At 57.9% G+C, this 21,661-nt stretch carries 19 protein-coding genes and 1 riboswitch; of the genes, 10 read left to right on the top strand and 9 right to left on the bottom strand.

The features are described from left to right. The first annotated feature begins 202 nt into the window (after positions 1–202). Together DXB44_RS06870 and DXB44_RS06875 are read left to right on the top strand one after the other, a co-directional pair. The gene (locus DXB44_RS06870) at positions 203–535 is read left to right on the top strand and encodes a PadR family transcriptional regulator (protein ID WP_005925528.1); all 333 of its coding nucleotides are present in this window, start codon (positions 203–205) and stop codon (positions 533–535) included. After that, entirely contained in the window at positions 528–1,196 is a 669-nt protein-coding gene (locus DXB44_RS06875; protein WP_118658182.1) for a hypothetical protein, read from the top strand. The genes DXB44_RS06870 and DXB44_RS06875 overlap by 8 nt, the downstream gene beginning before the upstream one ends. A gap of 92 nt (positions 1,197–1,288) precedes the next feature. Here the strand turns inward: DXB44_RS06875 and fba are convergent, their stop codons facing one another. After that, positions 1,289–2,152, bottom strand: coding sequence for a class II fructose-1,6-bisphosphate aldolase (fba, locus tag DXB44_RS06880; RefSeq protein ID WP_005920439.1), 864 nt, complete (start codon positions 2,150–2,152; stop codon positions 1,289–1,291). A 489-nt stretch (positions 2,153–2,641) separates the two neighbouring features. Here fba and DXB44_RS14405 point away from each other — a divergent pair, with 489 nt between their 5' ends. From DXB44_RS14405 to DXB44_RS06890, 3 genes are all read left to right on the top strand, one after another. Beyond that, positions 2,642–2,821 carry a hypothetical protein gene (locus tag DXB44_RS14405; protein ID WP_147366402.1) on the top strand — a complete coding sequence of 60 codons (180 nt, stop codon included), beginning with the start codon at positions 2,642–2,644 and terminating at the stop codon, positions 2,819–2,821. Positions 2,822–2,942: 121 nt separating this feature from the next. Next, positions 2,943–3,749, top strand: coding sequence for a 23S rRNA (guanosine(2251)-2'-O)-methyltransferase RlmB (gene rlmB / locus DXB44_RS06885; protein WP_154265637.1), 807 nt, complete (start codon positions 2,943–2,945; stop codon positions 3,747–3,749). Positions 3,750–3,791: 42 nt separating this feature from the next. Then, positions 3,792–6,503, top strand: a complete 2,712-nt coding sequence (locus tag DXB44_RS06890; RefSeq protein ID WP_118658183.1) for a cell envelope biogenesis protein OmpA — start codon at positions 3,792–3,794, stop codon at positions 6,501–6,503. Positions 6,504–6,569: 66 nt separating this feature from the next. On the opposite strand, the gene DXB44_RS06895 is transcribed toward DXB44_RS06890, so the two are convergent. Further along, positions 6,570–7,955 (bottom strand): alanine/glycine:cation symporter family protein, encoded by a 1,386-nt coding sequence (locus tag DXB44_RS06895; protein ID WP_118658184.1) that lies wholly within the window; start codon positions 7,953–7,955, stop codon positions 6,570–6,572. 291 nt (positions 7,956–8,246) lie between these two features. Here DXB44_RS06895 and DXB44_RS06900 point away from each other — a divergent pair, with 291 nt between their 5' ends. Further along, on the top strand, positions 8,247–8,765 hold the full coding sequence (locus DXB44_RS06900; RefSeq protein WP_118658185.1) for a hypothetical protein: 519 nt from the start codon (positions 8,247–8,249) through the stop codon (positions 8,763–8,765). Between the two features lie 259 nt (positions 8,766–9,024). Here DXB44_RS06900 and thiC read toward each other — a convergent pair whose 3' ends face one another. From thiC to DXB44_RS06930, 6 genes are all read right to left on the bottom strand, one after another. Then, positions 9,025–10,335 (bottom strand): phosphomethylpyrimidine synthase ThiC, encoded by a 1,311-nt coding sequence (thiC, locus tag DXB44_RS06905; RefSeq protein WP_044959529.1) that lies wholly within the window; start codon positions 10,333–10,335, stop codon positions 9,025–9,027. 224 nt (positions 10,336–10,559) lie between these two features. Further along, positions 10,560–10,724 (bottom strand): hypothetical protein, encoded by a 165-nt coding sequence (locus DXB44_RS14635; protein ID WP_199680582.1) that lies wholly within the window; start codon positions 10,722–10,724, stop codon positions 10,560–10,562. A gap of 69 nt (positions 10,725–10,793) precedes the next feature. Continuing rightward, a complete protein-coding gene (gene thiE / locus DXB44_RS06915; RefSeq protein ID WP_097778854.1) occupies positions 10,794–11,432 on the bottom strand; it encodes a thiamine phosphate synthase in 639 nt (212 codons plus the stop codon). After that, complete coding sequence (gene thiM, locus DXB44_RS06920; protein WP_118658187.1) at positions 11,419–12,240, bottom strand: hydroxyethylthiazole kinase; 822 nt, start codon at positions 12,238–12,240, stop codon at positions 11,419–11,421. The genes thiE and thiM overlap by 14 nt, the downstream gene beginning before the upstream one ends. 15 nt (positions 12,241–12,255) lie before the next feature. Then, a complete protein-coding gene (thiW, locus tag DXB44_RS06925; RefSeq protein WP_015536868.1) occupies positions 12,256–12,771 on the bottom strand; it encodes an energy coupling factor transporter S component ThiW in 516 nt (171 codons plus the stop codon). Positions 12,772–13,034: 263 nt separating this feature from the next. Continuing rightward, positions 13,035–13,143: riboswitch (TPP riboswitch) on the bottom strand. A gap of 462 nt (positions 13,144–13,605) precedes the next feature. Continuing rightward, complete coding sequence (locus DXB44_RS06930) at positions 13,606–16,041, bottom strand: glycosyl transferase (protein ID WP_118658188.1); 2,436 nt, start codon at positions 16,039–16,041, stop codon at positions 13,606–13,608. A gap of 526 nt (positions 16,042–16,567) precedes the next feature. Here DXB44_RS06930 and DXB44_RS06935 point away from each other — a divergent pair. The 4 genes from DXB44_RS06935 (at position 16,568) to DXB44_RS06950 (ending at position 21,044) form a co-directional block, all read left to right on the top strand. After that, positions 16,568–17,575, top strand: a complete 1,008-nt coding sequence (locus DXB44_RS06935) for a LacI family DNA-binding transcriptional regulator (protein ID WP_118658189.1) — start codon at positions 16,568–16,570, stop codon at positions 17,573–17,575. A gap of 79 nt (positions 17,576–17,654) precedes the next feature. Further along, positions 17,655–19,100 carry a twin-arginine translocation signal domain-containing protein gene (locus DXB44_RS06940; RefSeq protein ID WP_117526737.1) on the top strand — a complete coding sequence of 482 codons (1,446 nt, stop codon included), beginning with the start codon at positions 17,655–17,657 and terminating at the stop codon, positions 19,098–19,100. A 97-nt stretch (positions 19,101–19,197) separates the two neighbouring features. Next, complete coding sequence (locus DXB44_RS06945; protein WP_055186119.1) at positions 19,198–20,175, top strand: sugar ABC transporter permease; 978 nt, start codon at positions 19,198–19,200, stop codon at positions 20,173–20,175. 2 nt (positions 20,176–20,177) lie between these two features. Then, on the top strand, positions 20,178–21,044 hold the full coding sequence (locus tag DXB44_RS06950) for a carbohydrate ABC transporter permease (RefSeq protein WP_118658190.1): 867 nt from the start codon (positions 20,178–20,180) through the stop codon (positions 21,042–21,044). A gap of 203 nt (positions 21,045–21,247) precedes the next feature. On the opposite strand, the gene DXB44_RS06955 is transcribed toward DXB44_RS06950, so the two are convergent. Then, positions 21,248–21,661, bottom strand: a complete 414-nt coding sequence (locus DXB44_RS06955; RefSeq protein WP_118658191.1) for a peptide deformylase — start codon at positions 21,659–21,661, stop codon at positions 21,248–21,250.

Below are 21,661 nucleotides of genomic sequence, written 5' to 3' on the forward strand. Positions count from 1 at the left end.
GCTGGAAACGGCTTGTGAAAATAGGTAGTCGCCGACTTAACGAAGAGCTCTGAGATGAAAGTCTCGGGGCTTTTTTGTTGCATAAAAATATGGCATGATTTTTGGTTGTAATGCCAATAGGCTAGGACTTGACAGAAATACTACTATGTAATACAATGTAGATAAGCTACTACGCATTACATAATAGCAGAAAGGAGGACTTATGGAAAACAACGCACAGCTTTTAAAAGGTGTTCTGGAATACTGTGTACTGAAATTGATTGCGCAAGAGCCGACCTATGGCTATGAGATCGTGATGCATCTGAAACAGGTCGGATTTTCTGACTTGAGTGAAAGCACGCTCTATCCGCTGCTATTGCGCTTGGAGCAGCAGGGAAAGGTTACGGTAGAGCGCAGACCTTCTCCCAAGGGGCCGAGCCGAAAATACTACATTGTAACGGAAGAAGGGCGGCAGGCGCTTCTTGAGTTCCGGCAGGATTGGAGCCAGCTCTGCCAGCTGGTGAAAAAAATTTTTAAGGAGGAGCCAGATGAATAAGTATTTTGCATTGCGAAAAACAAACCGGATGCGTACTAAGCTGCTGACTGAAAAAAGTCGGGCACAGCTTAAAGAAGTGATTCGTTATCTTCGCCGGGTCAGCTGGGACTTCTGTGGTATCGAACTTGTGCGCAGCGATTTGCTTGATATTGCAATCCAAGCCAGCAAGGAAAATCAGGAACTGTTTCATTCGATTTCGGACGCAAAGACCTTTGTGGAAGAGGTCAAGCCCAGCTTGAAAACACTGAGAGCCGGGGATTACTTCTGGTATGTTGCACCTCTGTATTTCTTTTTTGGGTGGGGCGTGGAAGGCTTGCTGCTCTATCCGGTAATTGGAAATTGGTTTTTTGAACTATCCGTAGGGTATCTGATGCAGCTTGCTGTTGCAGTGGCGGCGTTTTGCATACTGTTCCGCCGGATGATGGAGCAGGTGGGCTTTCCGCCGCGGGAGCATTGGCTGAAATATGCTGCATGGCTGGTGCTTTATATCGTGATTCTGTATGGAACGGGCTGGTTCTTTACCCAGATCGCGGGTAAGATTGTACTGCTGCGGCTTCCGATCCTTAGCTATTCGATTTTTTGCCTCCTTCTGGGTGCGGGACTGTATGCAATCCATTTCTGGCGATATGGAAAAGACCCACGTCTGAGTGCTCGCATATAAAATAAAAAGCGGCCCCGCTGCACTGTGCATAACAGTGCGGCGGGGCCGCATACTTTATTGGGTGGTGTACCGGTTACGATACAAGCTTCTGCTTAGCCCTTGCCTGCGCAGCCGAACAGCTCGATCTTCTCCTTGCACTTGGCCTCGATGGCCTTTGCGCCGGGAGCCAGCAGCTTGCGGGGGTCGAAGCCCTTGCCCTGCTGATCTTTGCCCTCTTCGATGTACTTGCGGGTGGCCTCAGCAAACACCAGCTGGCACTCGGTGTTGATGTTGATCTTGGAAACGCCCAGGCTGATGGCCTTTGCGATCATCTCATCGGGGATGCCGGTGCCGCCGTGCAGAACCAGAGGAATGTTATTGGTGGCCTTGTGGATGCGGTCCAGAGCCTCGAAATCCAGACCCTTCCAGTTTGCGGGGTAGACGCCATGGATGTTGCCGATGCCGGCAGCCAGGAAGTCGATGCCCAGAGCGGTGATCTTTGCGCACTCCTCGGGATCAGCGATCTCGCCAGCGCCTACAACGCCGTCCTCAACGCCGCCGATGGAGCCAACCTCGGCCTCGATGCTCATGCCGTGAGCGTGTGCCAGAGCAACCAGCTCCTTGGTCTTTTCCACGTTCTCCTCGATGGAGTAGTGGCTGCCATCGAACATGATGGAAGAGAAGCCGGCCTCAACGCAGGCCTTGCAGCCCTCGTAGGTGCCGTGATCCAGATGCAGAGCAACGGGAACGGTGATGCCCATGGAATCGACCATGGCGCTGACCATAGCGGCAACGGTCTTGAAGCCGGTCATGTACTTACCTGCACCCTCGGAAACACCCAGAATGACGGGGCTCTTCATTTCCTCGCAGGCGGTCAGGACTGCCTTGGTCCACTCCAGATTATTGATGTTGAACTGCGGCACACCGTAGTGGCCATCGCGTGCCTTGAGCAGCATTTCGGTTGCATTTACCAACATTATTCATTACCTCCAAAAATTATCGGGGTTCCGGCTCTGCCACACACCGCATTGTGCATGGTTTAACAAGCCCACATGGTTAGTATACCCCAAACTGCGCCTAAAATCAATCCGAACAGGCGCTTTTTCTTGCATAGAGCTGCTGTGGAACGGGCACGGCACAAAGCAGCTCCAGCGGCTGCATCAGAAACTTATCATGTTTAGAGACAAAAATCCATATACGCCGCAACATCTGCCTTGTGCTTGGATGAAGTGGGTTTTCAACGTATTTTAACATTCGTCAAAATGATGTTGGAGGAAATTGCAAAAACGGACAATTTCCGGTTCAAAAAATTGTCATAATTCCGACTTGAATTTTACAAATTGTAAGACTTTTGCTAAGATATGGGGGAAGCTGTTGTTGAAAACTCGGTGGAAACTGTTTAATTCCACCCGGAAAACAGGCGCTGCGGCTGGACTTTTGCACACTTTCCACGGAGTTTTCAACTTGTGGAAAAATTGCAGAGCATTTACGGAATGTATAGACATTTTTTGTGGAAAACTTTTTGCCTTGGCAAAACAGCAGAAGTGTGCCGTGCCGACCGGGCAGCGGACAAAACATTTTTACAGATGCCCAGTCCGGCCGGAAAGACGCTTTCTGTCGAAAAAAATTTAGGCGTCGGGGAATAAAATCCCGGCAATTTGTGGCGAAGCCGGGCGAGATATGGTATACTTTATCTTGGATTATCATAAACAAAATAAAACGCTCCGGCGCGGCACTGCCCGCCCGGAACGGAAGGAGCATAAAAAGATGGAAGAACGTAACCAGCCGCGCCGTCCGCGCCGCGATGCAGAGCAGCCGCAGCAGAAGAGCGAGAGCCTGATCTACGGCAAAAACCCGGTGACCGAGCTGCTGAAGAGCGGCTCCGGTGTGGACACCGTGCTCATTGCCGAGGGGATGGCTCCGGCAGTGGCGGCATACTATACAGCACTGGCCAAGGAAGCCGGCGCAACGGTCAAGCGGGTGCACCCCAACAAGCTGCGCCTGATGACCGGCACCGAGAGCCATCAGGGCGTAGCGGCCTTTGCCAGCGAGATCGAGTACGCGACCGTGGAGGATCTGCTGGCAGCAGCCAAGGCCAAGGGCGAGCCGCCCTTTCTGGTGCTGAGCGACGGCATTGAGGATCCCCACAATCTGGGCGCAGTCATGCGCAGCGCATTGCTGTGCGGTGCCCACGGCATCGTCATCCCCAAGCGGGGTGGTGCATCCGTCACCCCCACCGTCATCAAGTCCAGCGCAGGCGCTGCCGAGCGTCTGCCGGTGGCGCGGGTGGCCAACATCGGCGAGACCATCCGCCGCCTGAAGGAGCAGGGCGTGTTCGTCTATTGCGCCGACATGGACGGTGTGTCCCTGCGCAAAAATAACCTGACCGGCCCCATCGCGCTGGTACTGGGCAGCGAGGGCAGCGGCGTATCCCAGCTGGTCAAGAAGCTGTGTGACGGCGTGGTGCGGCTGGATATGGCTGCACCCGGCACCGGCGTGGACAGCTATAATGTTTCGGTGGCAGCTGGTATTATCCTGTACGAGATCCAGTCGCAGCGCGCCGTAGAAGAATAAAACAAGCGGTAAACTCCATCCAGAACAGTGGGAGGAACAAGGATGCCGAACAATAAAAATGAACGCAAGGGCAAGCAGGCAGGGGAGCTCTCGGCAGAGGAGCGTTTCCGCAACTTCTTCAGCACCAGTGTGATCGATCTGCCCGAGGAGATGACCCGCCGGGACGAGACTGCTCCGGTGGAGGAAAAGCCCAAGGCCGGGCTGCTGGGCAAGCTGTTCGGCCACGACAAAGATGAGTCGCCCGCCCCGGCACAGCCGATGCTGGAGATCCCCACCGGCGAGATCCTGCTGGGGGCAGATGCAAAGCCGGTACAGCCGGAGCAGGAGGACATGGCGCTGGAGCTGCGCACCGAGGACCCCATTCCGGCCATGCTGTTGCAGCCCGCCCGCCCGGAGCCTGTCAAGGCCGTCCCGGCAGAGCCTGTGCCTGCACCCAAGGCGGCTGCTGCCGTGAAGCTACAGCCGAAAAAGCCTGCACCCCAGCCGGAGCCGCAGCCTGTTGCGGCCCCCCAAAAGCAGCCCAAGGCGAAGAACGCCCCGGAGACGCTGCTGCCGCAGGAGGAACTAGAACAGCGGGAGATGCAGCAGCTGAAGGATATGCTCAACGGCATGAGCGGCAAGGCAAAGCCTGCCCCGCAGCCCGCAAAACCTGTGCAGGCAGCGCCGCAGCCCAAGGTGCTGCCTGTGCCTGCACAGCCTGCCGCAGAGCCGGAGAAAACCCCGGCAAAGGCAGCACAGAAGCCTGCCGAGGAGCTGCCGTCGGCGGTGTTTGCCAGCGTTCCGGCAGACCCGGAGACACTGCCGAAAAAGCCTGAGAAAAAGTCGATTTTCCAGATGTTCGGCACAGCAGAGGACGAGAAGCCCGCCGCCCGCAAGCCGGAAAAAGAGGATACTATGAGCCTGCCGCTGCTCCCGCTGGAGCAGGACGGCGCTCCTGCTGATGAAACAGTGCCCGCACCGGCAGCCGATGCAGCTGTGACCCCGGCACAGCCGGAGGACGCACCCGCAGCAGAAACCGCTGCCCCTGCCGAGGATACTGTGCCGGAATCCACCACTGATAAGCTGCACCACATGGCCGCAGAGCTGACCTTGCGCTGTGTGCTGGCGGGCATTCTGGCTGTGGTGCTGCTGCACCTTGGGCTGACGGCAGAGCGTCTGCTGCCGCCGCTTTCGGTACTGGACCCGGACGCTGCCCCGGCGGCGTTCTATGCCGCCAATCTGTTGCTGTTTGCCGCCAGTCTGTTTGTGGGCTACCCGGTGCTGCGGGACGGCCTGACCGGCTTGCGCGGCCGTCCCAGTGCAGACACCATGCCTGCGCTGGCTGCTGTGGCAGCGCTGCTGCAGGCAGTGGTGGCCATGCTGAATGCCAATGCCTACCGCAGCACCGAGGGCATCGGCCTGCTGACCGGTATGGCAGCGCTGGGGCTGTTTCTGGCGCTGGTGGGCAGCCGGGTAATGCTGGCTGCCGTGCAGGGCGGCTACACGCTGGCAGCAGAGGGCGGCGAAGTGCGGGGCGCTTACCGCACCCGCGATAAAGATCTGATCCGCGCCCTCGCCCGGGATCTGGAGCAGAAGGACCCGTGGGTGCTGCTGAGCCGCCCGGTGCAGACCGCCAGCGATGATTTTGTGGAGCAGAGCCTCAGCGAGCGCGCCAGTGAGCGCCGTGCCCGCAAGGTGGCCTGCGTTCTGCTGGCAGCGGCAGTGCTCAGCGGCGTCGCCTTCCTGCTGTTCGGCGGCGGTGTGAACTGCGCCGTGGCTGCAGTGGCTGCCGTGCTGTGCATGGGTGCACCCCTTTCTTCGGTGCTGGTGCCCGGGCTGGCGGCGCTGCGGCTGCAAAGAGCGGCTGCCGCTGTGGGCGCTGTGGTGCCCGGCTGGGCAGCCATTGAGGAGCTGGGCGGCATCGACACCATTGAGCTGGACGCCGACGACCTGTTTACCGCCGACAGCGTAACGCTGGAGGATATCCGCATCTTCAAGGGCGGCCGCATCGACCGCGCCATTCTGTATGCGGCAAGTGTGCTGAACGAAAGCTGCGACACTCTGCGCGGGCTGTTCAGCCAGATCATTGAGGACCGCACCGATATCCTGTTCCCGGTCAAGGATCTGGAGCAGCACACCGGGATGGGCTTCTCGGCATGGTGCGACAATAACCGCATCCTCATCGGCACCCGCCGCTACATGGAGCAGGAGGGCGTGACCCTGCCGGAGCAGGACTACGAGGACAGCCATTCCAAAAACGGTGAACTGCAAATTTTGTATCTGGCAGTGTCCGGCAACCTGCACGCCATGTTTGTGCTGCGCTATGTGGGCGGCCGCAATGTGGCACGCAGCCTTGCTTCTCTGCAAAGGGAGAACATCCGTCTGCTGGTCACTAGCAAGGACCCCAGCCTGACGGCGCGGCACATCACAGAGGCGTACCATCTGCCGGAGGGCATGGTCACTGTGCTGGACGGTGAGCAGTGTCAGGCCATTGAAGCCGCTGATGCAGCCCCGGAAAAGCCTAAATGCTGCTTGTACCACCACCGGGGCTTTGCCAGCCTGACCGGCGGCCTGCAGGCCGCAGATCAGGCACAGAATGCCGAGACCAGTGCCACGACGGTGCAGCTGGTGTCGGTGTGCTTCTCGGTGTTCATTGCAGTGCTGCTGACCTATGCGGGCAGCATCTGGCAGCTTTCCATCGCCACGGTGCTGATGTATCAGGCCGCATGGAGCGCCTTGAGCATCGCCGTCTGCGCCCTGAAGCAGCATAGCTGAAAGTTTTAGCAGATCACAAAACGGGCTGTTGCACAGAACCTTGTGCAGCAGCCCGTTTTTGTGATCTTATTTCAGCTTTTTGCGCATTTCGTAGTCGTTCAGGGCGGTCAGCGCCTCGCCGGAAAGGGGAACGAGCGCCAGCATATTGAAGATGGTCATCAGTCCGATGCCCACATCGCCCAGATCCCACACCACGGTGTAGGCCTGTGTGCCGCCGATCAGCAGCATGGCCAGCGTCAGCAGCTTGTAGGCAGTCTGGCTCCACCAGTTGTCGCCGCACAGGTAGGCCACATTGCCCCGGGCGTAGTACAGCACCCCCAGAAAGGTGGAAAAGCTGAACAGCGCCAAGATCACTGCAATGAACACGATGCCAAAGCTGCCCAGATGGTACTGCATGGCAGTCTGTAAAAGGTCCATGCCGGTCAGCCCGGCGGTGATGTCCTGCGGCACCAGCAGCATCAGAAAGGCGGTGCAGCTGCAGATGACCACCGTGTCGATCAATACGCCCAGCGCCTGCACAAGCCCCATCTTTACCGGGTCGTCGCACTCCGCAGCGGCAGCAGCGCAGGGGGCCGAGCCGCTGCCCGCTTCGTTGGAGAACAGCCCGCGCTTGACACCGTTCATCAGCACCGCGCCAAAGCCGCCTGCGGCCACCTGACGCAGGCCGAAGGCCTCGGCAAGGATGCGTGCCAGCACGGCGGGCAGCTGCCGGATATTCAGTACCACGATGCCCACCGTGATGACAAAGTAGCACACCGCCATGACCGGCACGATGAAGTCAAGGCTTTTCACGGTGGCGTTCTTGCGCAGCACGATCAGCGCTGCCAGCAGGGTAAGCACCACGGTGGTAGCCAGCGGTGGGACGTGAAAGGCGTTTTCAAAGGCAGAACTGACCGAGTTGGAGATGACTTGGCTGATGCCGCACCAGCAGATCAGGCCGGACACCGCAAACAGCACCGCACACACCGAGCGCTTGAGCTTTTTGCCCCGTTTGCGCTCGGCCAGCACATGCAGGTAGTAGGCCGGACCGCCCCGCCAGCCGCCGTACAGCGGGTCCGGCACGCGGCATTTCTGAGCCAGAGTAGACTCCACAAAGGAGGTGGAAGCACCCAGCAGGGCAGTGACCCACATCCAGAACACCGCGCCCGCACCGCCCGCCGAAACAGCGGCCACCACGCCCACAAGGTTGCCCATGCCCACCCGGGTAGCGGTGGAGATGACCAGTGTCTGAAAGGAGGAAAGCCCGCCCGCAGCCTGCTTTTTTTCGCACACTGCGCCGATCATATCCCGGAACAGCCGCACCGGCAGCAGCCTTGTGCGCAGGGTAAAGCCGATACCGGCTGCAAACAGCAGCACCACCATAAAGGAGATGCCAATGCCGCCTGCCACCGGCAGGGTGAACAAATCGCCCCACAGCAGGCGGTAAAGTGCTTCAATCAGATCAATTATCAAGAAAACAGCCTCCTGTACTTTTGAGTAATAAAGTTGCTACTTCATTATAGTACAGCACAGAAGAATTGTAAAATCTAAAATATTGATAGTATGGATTGACCACATCGAACACGGCGCAGCGTTATGCTGCCCCAAAACTGTACTCGGTCTTATTCTTCTATGTTTTTGTGCAAAATGTATGGAAAAGCGCTGCTTTTTTGGCGGGGAAGAGATTGCTGATACGGGCGGAGTATGCTATCATAGAAGCATCAGGAGTAACACTCCACTTTATGACAGAAAGGAATGACCCTCATGAAAAAGCTTGTAAGACTGACCGCCCTTTTGCTAGCCGGTGCCTTGCTGGTGCTGATGACCGCCTGTGGTGCTGCACCGCTCAATGCGGAGCAGAAGGCCAAGAAGGATATCCTGAAGGCCATTAACGATTACCGCGCCGAGCTTAAGCTGGAGCAGCTGGAGGAAGTGGCCGAGCTGTCTGCCGCAGAAAAGGTCTGGACGGATGCCTTCCGTGCTGCCGGTAATGTAGAACTGCCGTTTGATGAGAAGCTGTACGACGCTTATGATGCCAAGATCGAAGCTGCTGAGGCTTGGGTGGCACATGATGATCATTTTGGTCTGGGCGGTACCAATACCATAGATTGCCTTGATGTCGAAGTACCTGCAAACGAGGCAGAGCTGAAGGCGCTGGTGCGGAATGCGACAGGTTTTAACGGAAACCCGTTTGTCTGCAAAGATTGCCGCGCCATCGGTATTGAGGTCGTGACCATCGGAGAGAAGATGTATTTTGTCTGCACCGTTTACGACCATGTATGATAACCTGCGGAATATCTTGCTTTTGTACTGGCTGGATAGGAACAGTTGATTGAAACAAAGCACCCCTGCACAGAAGAAGTGCGGGGGTGCTTTTGCATTGCAGGGTGCTGTATTTGACTTTTTGCACAAAATGCGTGAAAAGACGTTGCTTTTGCGTGTGCTTGGCAACGCGCATTTTGGGACTGTTCCATAAAAAGGGACTGCCGCACGCTTGTGCAGCAGTCCCGGAGGAAGAAGCGCCTTTCAGCGCGGGAATAGCTTACAGGATATCGATGTATTCACCGGCCAGTGCCTTGTTCATGCTGCGCACGGCGCAGAACTTGCCGCACATGCTGCAGGTGTCGCTGTGGTCGTCCTCGGGCAGGCGGGCGTCGCGGATGGCCTTGGCGGTCTCGGGGTCCAGTGCGCAGGCAAACTGTGCATCCCAGTCCAGTACGCGGCGGGCATCGCCCATCTTGTCATCGATGTCCCGGGCGTGGGGGATGCCCTTGGCAATGTCGGCGGCGTGGGCGGCGATCTTGGAGGCCACGATGCCCTGCTTTACGTCCTCCACATTGGGCAGTGCCAGATGCTCGGCGGGGGTCACATAGCACAGGAAGGCCGCACCGCTGGCGGCTGCCACTGCGCCGCCGATGGCAGCGGTAATGTGGTCGTAGCCGGGGGCGATATCGGTGACCAGAGGTCCCAGCACATAGAAGGGTGCGCCCATGCAGATGCTCTTCTGCACCTCCATGTTGGCGGCGACCTGATTCAGGGGCACATGGCCGGGGCCTTCTACCATCACCTGTACGTTGTGCGCCCATGCGCGCTTGGTCAGCTCGCCCAGACGCACCAGTTCCTCGATCTGGCACACGTCGGTGGCGTCAGCCAGACAGCCGGGACGGCAGGCGTCGCCTAGAGAGATGGTCACGTCATGCTCGGCGCAGATCTCGCAGATCTCGTCAAAGTGCTCGTAGAAGGGGTTCTCGTTGCCGGTCATGCTCATCCACGCAAACACCAGAGAGCCGCCGCGGCTGACGATGTTCATCTTGCGCTTGTGCTTGCGGATCTGCTCGATGGTCTTGCGGGTGATGCCGCAGTGCAGGGTGACAAAGTCCACGCCGTCCTCTGCGTGCAGGCGTACCACATCGATGAAGTCCTGTGCGGTCAGTTCTGCCAGATCCCGCTGGTAGTGGATGACCGAATCATATACCGGCACAGTGCCGATCATCACCGGGCACTCGTGGGTCAGCTTCTGGCGGAAGGGCTGGGTGTTGCCGTGGCTGGACAGATCCATAATGGCTTCTGCGCCCATGTTCACGGCGCTCATCACCTTCTGCATCTCAATGTTGTAGTCCTTGCAGTCGCGGGAGACGCCAAGGTTCACGTTGATCTTGGTGCGCAGCATAGAGCCCACGCCCTCGGGGTTCAGGCACTTGTGGTGCTTGTTGGCGGGGATGGCTACCTTGCCTTCGGCGACCCACTGGCGGATCTCCTCGGTGGTGCGGTATTCCTTTTTGGCTACGATCTCCATCTCCGGGGTGATGATGCCCTTGCGGGCGGCATCCATCTGGGTGGTATAAGTCTGCATACGCTGTGTTCCTCCAAATAACAGTTTATCTCTGAACAGCAGGGTGCTGGTCATACAGTGATGTGGGGCAGCCCGCGTGCCGGGAGCTTTCTCCTCGGACACGAGTACGGGTTGCGGCACCCAGCGGATGCTTCGTGCATTGAGCAGCACTCGCATCCTGCTGGCCGCTGCCCCAACAGCAACTTCCTGTTTCCGCCACTGGCGGCGGTCGTTGCTGTTGCAGGTCATTCCATCGCCCGCCCTACTGCCTGCGGCAGCAGGGTCCCACCCCAGCGGACGGTCCTCGGAGGAACTCCCGACCCGCAGGCAAGGGTGGCAGACAGGTAGCCGTCATTCAGAAAAAACAGTATGCTCTGGATGCCGGCACCTGCGCAAAATACGCTTTTCATGTTGGTTTTCTCCATGAATTTTGTAACGCGGCCCAAGGTGGTGCCCCCGGTTTGCCGCGGGATGATAGCTTACTTTATGATCTGCTCCGAAAGGGCGCGCAGTTCGCGGCACTCGGCCTCGATGTCCTTTGCGGCAAAGATAGCACTTACCAGCGCCACGCCGTCCACGCCGGTGCCCTTGAGCTGCAGGATGTTCTCCTTGTGGATGCCGCCAATGGCCACCACCGGCACATCCACGGCGTTGCAGATGTCCAGCAGGGTCTGCCGGGGCATCTCGCTTACGTCCGTCTTGGTGTGGGTGGCGAACACCGCGCCAACGCCAAGGTAGTCCGCGCCGTGCGCCACAGCGTCCAGCGCTTCCTGTACCGTGTGGGCAGAAACGCCGATCATCACGCCCTCGCCCACGCGCTGACGCACCTGTGCGGCGGCCATATCGTCCTGTCCCACATGGATGCCCTCGGCGTGGCACTGCAGTGCCACTTCCACGTTATCGTTGATGAACAGCGGCACACCGTACTGCTGGCACAGGGCGTGGATCTGAATGGCTTCCTGTAAAAAATCTGCGTCGCCCAGCTGCTTTTCCCGCAGCTGCACACAGGTAGCACCGCCCTTCAGGGCGCTTTCCACCTGCTGATACAACGTCTGCTCGCCCACCCATGCGCGGTCGGTCACCGCGTACAGGAGCATGGTGTGTTTATCGCACTTCATAGTTTGCGCCTTTCTCCAGCTGTTCAGGGGTCATGTTGTAAATGGCATCAATGATGTAATTGCGGTAGGTGGCGTTGCCGTCCTGCGGGGTGAGCCGCTGGTGGGCGATCTCGCCCGCCAGACCCATGGCGCACACCGCCGCAGCGGCAGCTTCCAGCGGGTAGCCGGGGTTGGCGGTGACAAAAGCCGCCGTCAGGGCAGAAAGCTGACAGCCCGTGCCGGTGATGCTGCTCATCATGGCGTTGCCGTTGCGGATGCAGTAGGCTTTTTGTGCATCGGCCACGATGTCAATAGCACCGGTAATGGCGATTACCGCGCCGGTGCGGGCGGCAAAAGCCTTGGCAAAGGCTACAGCGCTGTCCAGATTCTCCTCGGTCACCTTGTCGGCTACGTCTGCATCCACGCCCTTGGTGGTGCCCGCGCCGGAGGCAAGGGTTTTGATCTCCGAGATGTTGCCACGGATCACCGTGAACTGCACCTCCCGCAGCAGGCGGAAGGCGGTGTCGGTGCGCAGACGGGAAGCACCTGCACCCACCGGGTCCAGTACCACCGGATGCCCCAGCTGATTGGCCTTTTTGCCCGCCAGCAGCATACTGGTGACGGTGCGGCTGTTCAGCGTGCCGATGTTGATATTCAGTCCGCCGCAGATGGCGGTGATCTCCTCTACCTCGGCGGCATCATCGGCCATGATGGGGGAGGCACCGCAGGCCAGCACCATGTTGGCGCAGTCGTTCACGGTGACGTAGTTGGTGATGTTGTGGATGAGAGGGCTGCGGCTGCGCAGGTTCTCAAAGGCGGTTTTGAGCATTCCCGGCACCTCCGCTCAGGAAAGGCTGTTCTGCATGGAGCGCAGAGCGCCGGAGCGCTGCAGGCTGAACACCACAGCACCGGCGATCACCGCACCCACGGCGGTGGAGATAAGGAAGGGCACGATGTAGGCGTAGAAGGCGATATCCGCAGCACTCTTGCCCATCAGGAAGATGGCTACGGGCCATGCGCACAGGCCGCCCAGAATGCTGGTGCCGAACACCTCACCCACCACGGTGGCGATCAGGTTTTTGGTCTTGTGGTATGCAAGGCCGCACAGCAGCGCACCGAACATACTGCCCGGGAAAGCCATCAGGCTGCCCAGACCCAGCAGATTGCGCAGCAGGGAAGCCACAAAGGCCACGCCTACACCCCACCACGGCCCCAGCAGAACGGCGCACAGAACATTGACCATGTGCTGCACCGGGGCGCACTTGCTGCCGAACATGGGAAAGCTGAACACGCTGCCCACCACGCACAGGGCACAGAACATACCGGCAAGGGCAAGCTTTTTGACAGAGAGATTCTTCATGATAAATTGGCTCCTTTTCAACCATCTGCGGCAGCGCAGGGTGAATACCGGCGCTCCCGCAACAAAACAGCCCGTGCCCGCCACAAGGCGGGAACAGGTACGGAAGGTGCGGTCGAAACTTACTGGTTTCCTCTCACGCCGGAACACGGCTTCCCATCGCTGCATTCATCCAAGGCTCAGGGCGCTCCCCCTCAGCCGGCTGCGGAACCTCCGCAGAGGTACAAAAAAACAGGAGGGGCCCGGCACGGCTCCTCCTGCAAAAAATCATAAAGGGTATGACTTCCTACGGCGGCATTATCCGCATCAGGTAAAAGGGTCGAAGCTTGCTATACTTCCTCTCAGCCCGCTGCACGAGCTCCCCTGTGTTTGATTGTGACTGTATTCTACACCTCTTTTCCCAAAATTGCAAGAGGAAAGAGGACGATTTGGAATGCGCGGGCAGGTGAAATGATTTTGAATGCGCTCCGCGTTGCTCTGCGCATAGATAGCGGAATTATGATTTTAATTTGCATTTCAGCCAAGCCTGCGGGCTTGGCTGAAATGCTTTTTTCACAGGAGGGGTCGTAGCGGTCAACTGCATTTGTGATTCAGACCGCCCATTAACCATTGCAGCCCCACTTGTGAAAATGCGTTTGGAGCGCTCCGCAGAGCGCGACAAACGCGAAATATTAAAATAACCTTTCCGCTGAAGATGCGCAGAGCAACGCGGAGCGCATTATCAATCGTTAAGCTGTTAAAATATTTTCATTATAAACCAAAACCGCCGTGCAGAGGTCTGCGCGGCGGCTTTGGTCACAGAAAGGAGAATAATATGAAAAAGCAGAGAAAGTTGGGTTAACCCATGGTCACCTGCACCGTTACCTCAGTACCGGCGGCAGCCAGCGGCAGTACATTGCCGGAGATGGTCTTGCCGTCCACAGTAACGGCCTTGATGCCGTGCTGCACCCCGGCGGTGTTGTCCACCGTAATGTGGTACACAGCACCGCGGAAGCGGCGGGTCACAGTAAAGCCGGACAGGGTGTGGGGGATGCAGGGGTCTACCCGCAGGCCGTCCAAGGTGGGCTGGATGCCCAGAATGTACTGGCTGATGTTGAAGAAAGTCCATGCCGCTGTACCGGTCAGCCAGCTGTTTTTGGCTTCGCCGAAGGTGGGGGCGTCCTTACCGGCCACCATCTGACTGTAAACATAGGGCTCGGTGCGGTGGATCTCGGAAATGTCCTCAATGTAGGCGGGGCAGGTCTTGCGGTACACCGCAAAGGCACGGTCGCCGTGGCCGAGCGTTGCTTCGGCGCAGCTGATCCACGGGTTGTTGTGGCAGAAGATACCGGCGTTCTCCTTGTATCCCGGAGGATAGCTGGAGATCTCGCCCAAATTCAGCTGGTAGCTGGTGTAGGCGGGCTGCAGCAGCACCACACCGTATTTGGTGTCCAGACGCTCTTCCACACTGGCAAGTGCCTGTGCGGCCTGTCCGCTCTCCTTGCCGATGCCAGCCATGACGCACATGCCCTGCGGCTCAATAAAGATCTGACCCTCGGTGCACTCCTTGCTGCCGACGGGCTTGCCGAAAGCATCGTAGGCACGGCGGAACCATGCGCCATCCCAACCGGCGGTCAGAGTAGCCTGCTCCACGGCATCAATGTGCTTGCGGGCGGCAGCGGCCTCCTCGGTCAGATTCAAATGGTCGCACAGTTGGGCGTATTCGTGGCCGTACTTGACGAACATACCGGCAATGAAAACGCTTTCGGCTACGGGACCTTCGCTGGGGCCGGTGATCTGGAAGCTCTCGCCCGGGTGCTCGGAGAAGCAGTTCAGGTTCAGGCAGTCGTTCCAGTCGGCGCGGCCGATCAGCGGCAGGCCGTGGGGACCCAGATGGGTGCAGGTAAAGTTGAAGCTGCGGCGCAGGTGCTCCATCAGCGGCTGCGCCTTGGTGGCGTCGTTATCAAAGGGTACCTGTTCTTCCAGAATGGACCAATCGCCGGTCTCCCGCAGGTAGGCAGCAGTACCGGCAATGAGCCACAGCGGGTCATCGTTGAAGCCGGTGCCGATATCCCGGTTGCCTTTTTTGGTCAGGGGCTGGTACTGGTGGTAGGCGCTGCCGTCCTCAAACTGGGTGGCGGCGATATCCAGAATGCGCTCCCGGGCACGGGAGGGGATGATATGCACAAAGCCCAGCAGGTCCTGACAGCTGTCCCGGAAGCCCATGCCGCGTCCGGTACCGCTTTCGTAGTAGCTGGCGGAGCGGCTCATGTTAAAGGTAACCATGCACTGGTACTGATGCCAGATGTTGACCATGCGGTTCAGCTTTTCCTCACCGGATTCCAGATGGTAGGTGGACAGCAGCTCTTCCCAGTGCGTGCGCAAGGCGGCGCGGGCGGCATCGATCTGTGCATCGGTGGCGTAGCGCTCCATCATGGCATGGGCGCGGGTCTTGTTGATGACGCCCGGCGCAATGAACTTTTCCTGCTGCGGGTTCTCGATATAACCCAGACCAAACAGGATGCTGCGGCTCTCGCCGGGGGCGAGGGTCAGGTGGATGTGCAGTGCGCCCACCGGTGCCCAGCCGTGGGCAATGCTGCCGGAGCAGTGTCCGGCGCGGACGGCCTGCGGATCTGCCGGGCCGCCGTATACGCCGCAAAAGGCATCCCGGGTGGTATCAAAGCTGTCCACCGGGCAGTTTGCCCAGAACACAGCGTAGTGGTTGCGGCGCTCGCGGTACTCGGTCTTGTGGTAGATGACGCTGCCCTCTACCTCCACCTCGCCGGTGGAGTAGTTGCGCTGGAAGTTGGAGCTGTCATCCACAGCGTCCCACAGGCAGAACTCCACATAGCTGAAAAGGTCCAGCTCCTTAACAGTGGTGCCGCCGTTGCACACGGTCACGCGGTCCAGCTCACAGGCATCCCCCTTGGGGACGAACAGCTCCTGCCGGGCGGTCACACCGTCCTTTTTGCCCTCCAGAATGGTGTAGCCCAGACCATGGCGGCAGCTGTAACTGTCCAGCGGGGTCTTGGTGGGCTGCCAGCCCGGGTTCCAAACGGTGTCGCCGTCCTTGATATAGATCCGGTGGCCGTCCATGTCCAGCGGGGAGTTGTTGTAGCGGTAGCGGGTCAGGCGGCGCATCCGGGCGTCCCGGTAAAAGCTGTAACCGCCCGCCGTGTTGGAAACCAGACTGAAGAAGTCCTCGCTGCCAAGGTAGTTGATCCAGGGCAGGGGTGTCTGCGGGGTGGTGATGACATATTCTTTATTCTGGTCATCAAAATATCCGAACTTCATAATGCTTCCTCCTTAAAACTGCGCCTTGTCAGGTGGGCAGTGTGTCGATTGCGAAAACGATTAAGGCGCTGCGAAAGAAGCAATCTCATCACGCTAAGCATACCCTATCCCACCCAAAAATGCAAGAGCTTTTTGCAAAAATCTCAACGGAAATTTAAAAATAATCTGCGCAGCCCCGGCGGTTTTCGGTGGCTTTCTGCGCTGCGCATACCGGCGAAACGCGGAACGAAAGACCTGAAACCCATTTTAAAAGTAATATATACATACAGCCTCTGACACCGAAAACCATAACGAAACTGCAACGAAAATTTTTCCGTTTTAATCGAAATGTAACGAAAGTGAATCGAAATGCACAATTTTTACAGGTCAAATTGAAACGAAATGCCAAAAGTGATGCAGCTGAGCTAAAACTTTTACATTTTCGCTTGATTTTTGGTACAGAATGCGCTATATTGAGATTGCGAAAACGATTAAGGAACTCGCGAGAAACATTCCGCAGCTCCTTTCCTTGGAAGGAGGCCATAAGATGCCGTCCCTGAAGGATCTGGCAAAAGAGTGCGGCGTATCCGTCGCAACTGTCAGTAAGGCGCTGAACGGCCAGCCAGACATCGCACCGGCCACGCGGGAGCGCATCTGTGCAGCAGCCCGCCGCATGGGGTACCTGCCCAACGCAGCGGCCCGGGCGCTGAAAACCAACCGTACTTACAACCTTGGCGTTCTGTTTGTAGATGAAAAGCAGAGCGGCCTGACCCACGAGTACTTCTCCGCAGTGCTGGACAGCTTCAAGGTAGAAGCGGAAAAGCGCGGCTATGATATCACCTTTATCAACCACAACATCAGCGGCAAGTCCATGAGCTATCTGGAACATTGCCACTACCGGGGTGTGGACGGCGTGGTGATCGCCTGTGTGAACTTTTATGATCCACAGGTGGTGGAGCTGGTCAACGGCGATGTGCCGGTAGTGACCATCGACCATGTGTTCAACAACCGGATGGCGATCCTTTCAGACAACGTGGTGGGCACAAAGGCTCTGGTACAGCAGGCATGGGCCTGCGGACACCGGCGTATCGCCTTCATCCACGGCGAAAAGACCGCCGTTACCGAGAACCGCTTGGCAGGCTTCTATCAAGCCTGCGAGGAGCTGGGGTTGAAGGTGCCGGAGGAGTACGTCCGCTGCGGTGTGTACCACGATGTGGATCGCTGCGCAGAGGAGACCCGGGCGCTGCTGGCACTGCCGCAGCGGCCCACCTGCATCATCTTCCCGGATGACTTTTCCGCACTGGGCGGCTACAACGCCCTGACCGAAGCGGGGTTGAACATCCCGGAGGACATCTCGGTGATGGGATACGATGGCATCTATCTCTCCCGGGTGGTCAAACCCCCGCTGGTGACCTACCAGCAGAACACAAAATCCCTTGGCAGGCTGGCAGCGGATAAGCTGATCGAGCTGATCGAGCATCCGCGTGTGACCCTGCCGGAGCAGATCCGGGTGTCCGGCAAACTGCTGGACGGCGGCTCCGTCCGCATCCTTTAACAAAGGCCCACAACTCCCGGCGCGGAGTTTTTGAGAATGAATTTTTTTAATTGGAAAACCATGAAGGAGGTTTACCCTTATGAAAAAGATCTCTCGTCGTAATTTCCTGCTCGCTTCCGGTGTCGTGACTGTTGGTGCTGCTCTGGCAGCCTGCGGCGGCGGTTCTTCCAGCAGCACCGCTGCTTCCTCTGCGGCTCCTGCATCCTCCGCTGCTGCTTCTGCTCCGGCTGCTGCCGAGGGCAAGGTGCTGAACATCTGGTGCTGGAATGATGAGTTCCAGAGCCGCTTCAACGACTACTATCCCGAGGTCAAGGAGATCGCAGCCGACAAGTCCACCACCACCCTGAAGGACGGCACCACCGTGAAGTGGACCATCAACGCCAACGAGAACAACAACTACCAGAACAAGCTGGACGAGGCTTTGCTGAATCAGGACTCCGCTGCCGATGACGACAAGATCGACATTTTCCTGATCGAGGCTGACTACGCTCTGAAGTATGTGGATTCCGACTACGTTCTGGATGTCAAGAAGGATATCGGCCTGACCGATTCCGATCTGGCCGGCCAGTACCAGTACACCAAGGACATCGTTTCTGTGGACGGCAGCCAGCGCGGCACCACTTGGCAGGCTACCCCGGGTCTGTTCGCATACCGCCGCAGCATTGCCAAGGAAGTGCTGGGCACCGATGACCCCGCTGAAGTGCAGACCTACCTGTCCGACTGGGATAAGTTCAACGATGTAGCTGCCAAGGCTGCTGCCAAGGGCTACAAGATGCTGTCCGGCTTCGATGATGCATACCGCACCTTCTCCAACAACGTCTCCGCACCCTGGGTCACCGGTACCACCGTTACCGTGGACGAGAACCTGATGAAGTGGGTGGATCAGACCAAGGAGTACACCGACAAGGGCTACAACAACAAGTCCAGCCTGTGGGACAGCCAGTGGGCTTCCGATCAGGGCCCCACCGGTAAGGTGTTCGGCTTCTTCTACTCCACTTGGGGCATCAACTTCACCCTGCTGGGCAACTCTCTGGCAACTCCTACCGCTGAGGGCGGCAAGGAAGAGGTTGGCAACGGCATCTACGGCGACTACGCTGTGTGCGAAGGCCCTCAGCCCTACTACTGGGGCGGCACCTGGATCTGCGGCGCAGCCGGCAGCGACAACCTTGAGACCATCAAGGACGTTATGCTGAAGCTGACCTGCGATGAAGCCATCATGAAGCAGATCACCATGGATACGCAGGATTACACCAACAACGAGAAGGCCATGAACGAGATCGCCAGCAGCGATTACAAGTCCGACTTCCTCGGCGGCCAGAACCACATCGCTCTGTTTGCAGAGGCTGCAACCAAGATCGATATGTCCAACGCCGGCCCGTACGATCAGGGCCTGAACGAGAGCTTCCAGAACGCTTTCAAGGATTACTTCACCGGCAACGTGGAGGAGGATGCCGCCAAGGCAAACTTCGAGACCGCCATCAAGGAGAAGTACCCCGAGCTGACCGACGTGGTATGGCCCGCATAAGCGGTTTTACTCCGAACTGAAAATTGAAGCAAAGGGGCGGGCGGCGTATCTCGCCCGCCCCTTTGGTTTTGCTGTGACCCGGCAGGAGGGAGATCTCATGGGAGAAAAAACAAAGAAGAAAGGGTCGATCAGCTACGCGAAATGGGGCTATATCTTCATTGCACCGTTCTTTATCATCTTCGCGGTATTCCAGCTGATCCCTCTGGCATCCACCATCTATTACAGCTTTTTTGAGTATTACCGCAGCGGCCTGAAGATCATCGGACCCAGCTTTGTGGGCCTGAAGAACTACATCACCCTGTTCGCGACCGATCTGCCCAAGTATTTTGGCAACACGCTGATTTTGTGGATCATCGGCTTTATCCCGCAGATCATCGTCTCGCTGCTGCTGGCGGCATGGTTCACCGACCTGCGGCTGAAGCTGAAGGGACAGACCTTCTTCAAGACGGTCATCTATATGCCCAACCTGATCATGGCCTCGGCTTTCGCCATGCTGTTCTTCGCCCTGTTCTCGGATAACGGCCCGGTGAACGCAGTGCTGCTGAGCATGGGCTGGATCAAGACCCCCATCAGCTTTTTGAATACCGTGTGGGGCAACCGTGGTCTAGTGGGCCTAATGAACTTCCTGATGTGGTTCGGCAACACCACCATCATGCTGATGGCAGCCATTATGGGCGTGGATCCCACCCTGTACGAGGCTGCAGAGCTGGACGGCTGCACCCCGAATCAGATGTTCTGGAAGATCACCCTGCCCCTGATCCGCCCCATTCTGGTCTATGTGATGATCACCTCCATGATCGGCGGCCTGCAGATGTTCGATGTGCCGCAGATCTTGACCAACGGCAAGGGCGGTCCCGACCGTACCTCCACCACCATGATCATGTACCTGAACAACCACCTGTTCAGCAAGAACTACGGCATGGCCGGTGCAGTATCTGTGGTGCTGTTCCTTGTGTGTGCAGTGCTGTGCGTCGTCGTGTACTTCTCGCTGACTAAGGAAGATGACGGCCTGACTAAGGCCCAGCGCAAGGAACTGAAAGCAGCCAAAAAGGCTGCTGCCAAAGGAGGGAAATAAGTATGGCACATACGCCTAAAAATCAGTCCGAAAAGGCGGTCTTGACCGCCCGCCGTGCGTGGTGCTATCTGGTGCTGGTGCTGATCAGCTTTCTGTGCCTGTTCTTCTTCTATGTGCTGATCATCAACTCCACCCGCACCCACTTTGAGATTCAGAAGGGCTTCTCGCTGATGCCGGGCAAGTCCATCATCACAAACTTCCGCAACGTGCTTACGGACGCCAACATCCCTGTGATAAGCGGCATCCGTAACAGCCTGCTGGTGTCTGCCTGCTCGGCAGCGCTCAGCGTTTACTTCTCGGCACTGACGGCCTACGGCATCTACGCCTATAACTTCAAATTCAAAAAGGCCGCTTTTGCCCTGATCCTGCTCATCATGACCATGCCCACACAGGTGTCTGCACTGGGCTTTCTGCAGTTGATCTCCAAGATGGGCTTGAAAAACAGCTTCATCCCGCTGATCGTTCCCAGCATTGCAGCACCTACCGTGTTCTTCTTCATGAAGCAGTATCTGGACGCCTCCCTTCCCATGGAGATCGTGGAGGCCGCCCGCATTGACGGCGCAGGCGAGTTTTATACCTTTAATAAGATCGTGCTGCCCATCATGAAGCCGGCTCTGGCTGTACAGGCCATTTTCTCCTTCGTGGCAAGCTGGAACAACTACTTCATCCCGGCTCTGGTACTGGATACCGCCGACAAAAAGACCCTGCCGATCCTGATCGCTCAGCTGCGCAGCGCGGACTTCCTGAAGTTCGATATGGGCAAGGTGTACATGATGGTGGCCATCGCCATTCTGCCGGTCATCGTCGTCTACCTGCTGCTGTCCAAGTTTATCGTCCGCGGCGTTGCGCTTGGTGGCGTTAAAGGCTAAAATTGCGACCGCCGCCTGCGGCGGAAACAGGGAGCAATTTTTGGCGCAGCGGTCTGCAAGACGCGAGACCCGCCCAAGGGTCGAAGCGGATGCAGGGCACCGCAAGAGGTTTTAAGCGAACAATAACACCTTCATTTCTCTGTTACAGCATAGCAAAGCCCCCGGGGGTCACACCCTCGGGGGCTTTGTGCGTGGTAAAAAACTTAAATCAAGATCCCATCGCAATGGTCGATCTCGTGCTGGATGATCTGCGCCGTCCAGCCGGTAAAGGTCTTGATGCGCGGCTTGCCGTCCATGGTCTGGTACTGCACCTTGATGCTCTGCCAGCGCTTTGTTTTCCGCACGCCTTCCAGCGAAAGACAGCCCTCCTCGGCCTCGTACAGGCCGGATTTTTTCAGGATGACCGGGTTGAACAGCACCAGATACCCCCCGTCCTCGGCCTCCACCGCAATGATGCGCTTGAGCACGCCGATCATGTTGGCTGCCATGCCCACACAGCCGTCGGCGTGGGCGGTCAGGGTGTCCAGTAAGTCCCGTGCAACAGGGGCATCCTCCGGGGTGGCAGGGGCAGACTTCTGCGCCAGAAACAACGGATCGTGCATGATAGGCTGGATCAT

Source organism: Faecalibacterium sp. OM04-11BH (assembly GCF_003482185.1).
GTDB classification, from domain to species: Bacteria; Bacillota; Clostridia; order Oscillospirales; family Ruminococcaceae; genus Faecalibacterium; species Faecalibacterium tardum.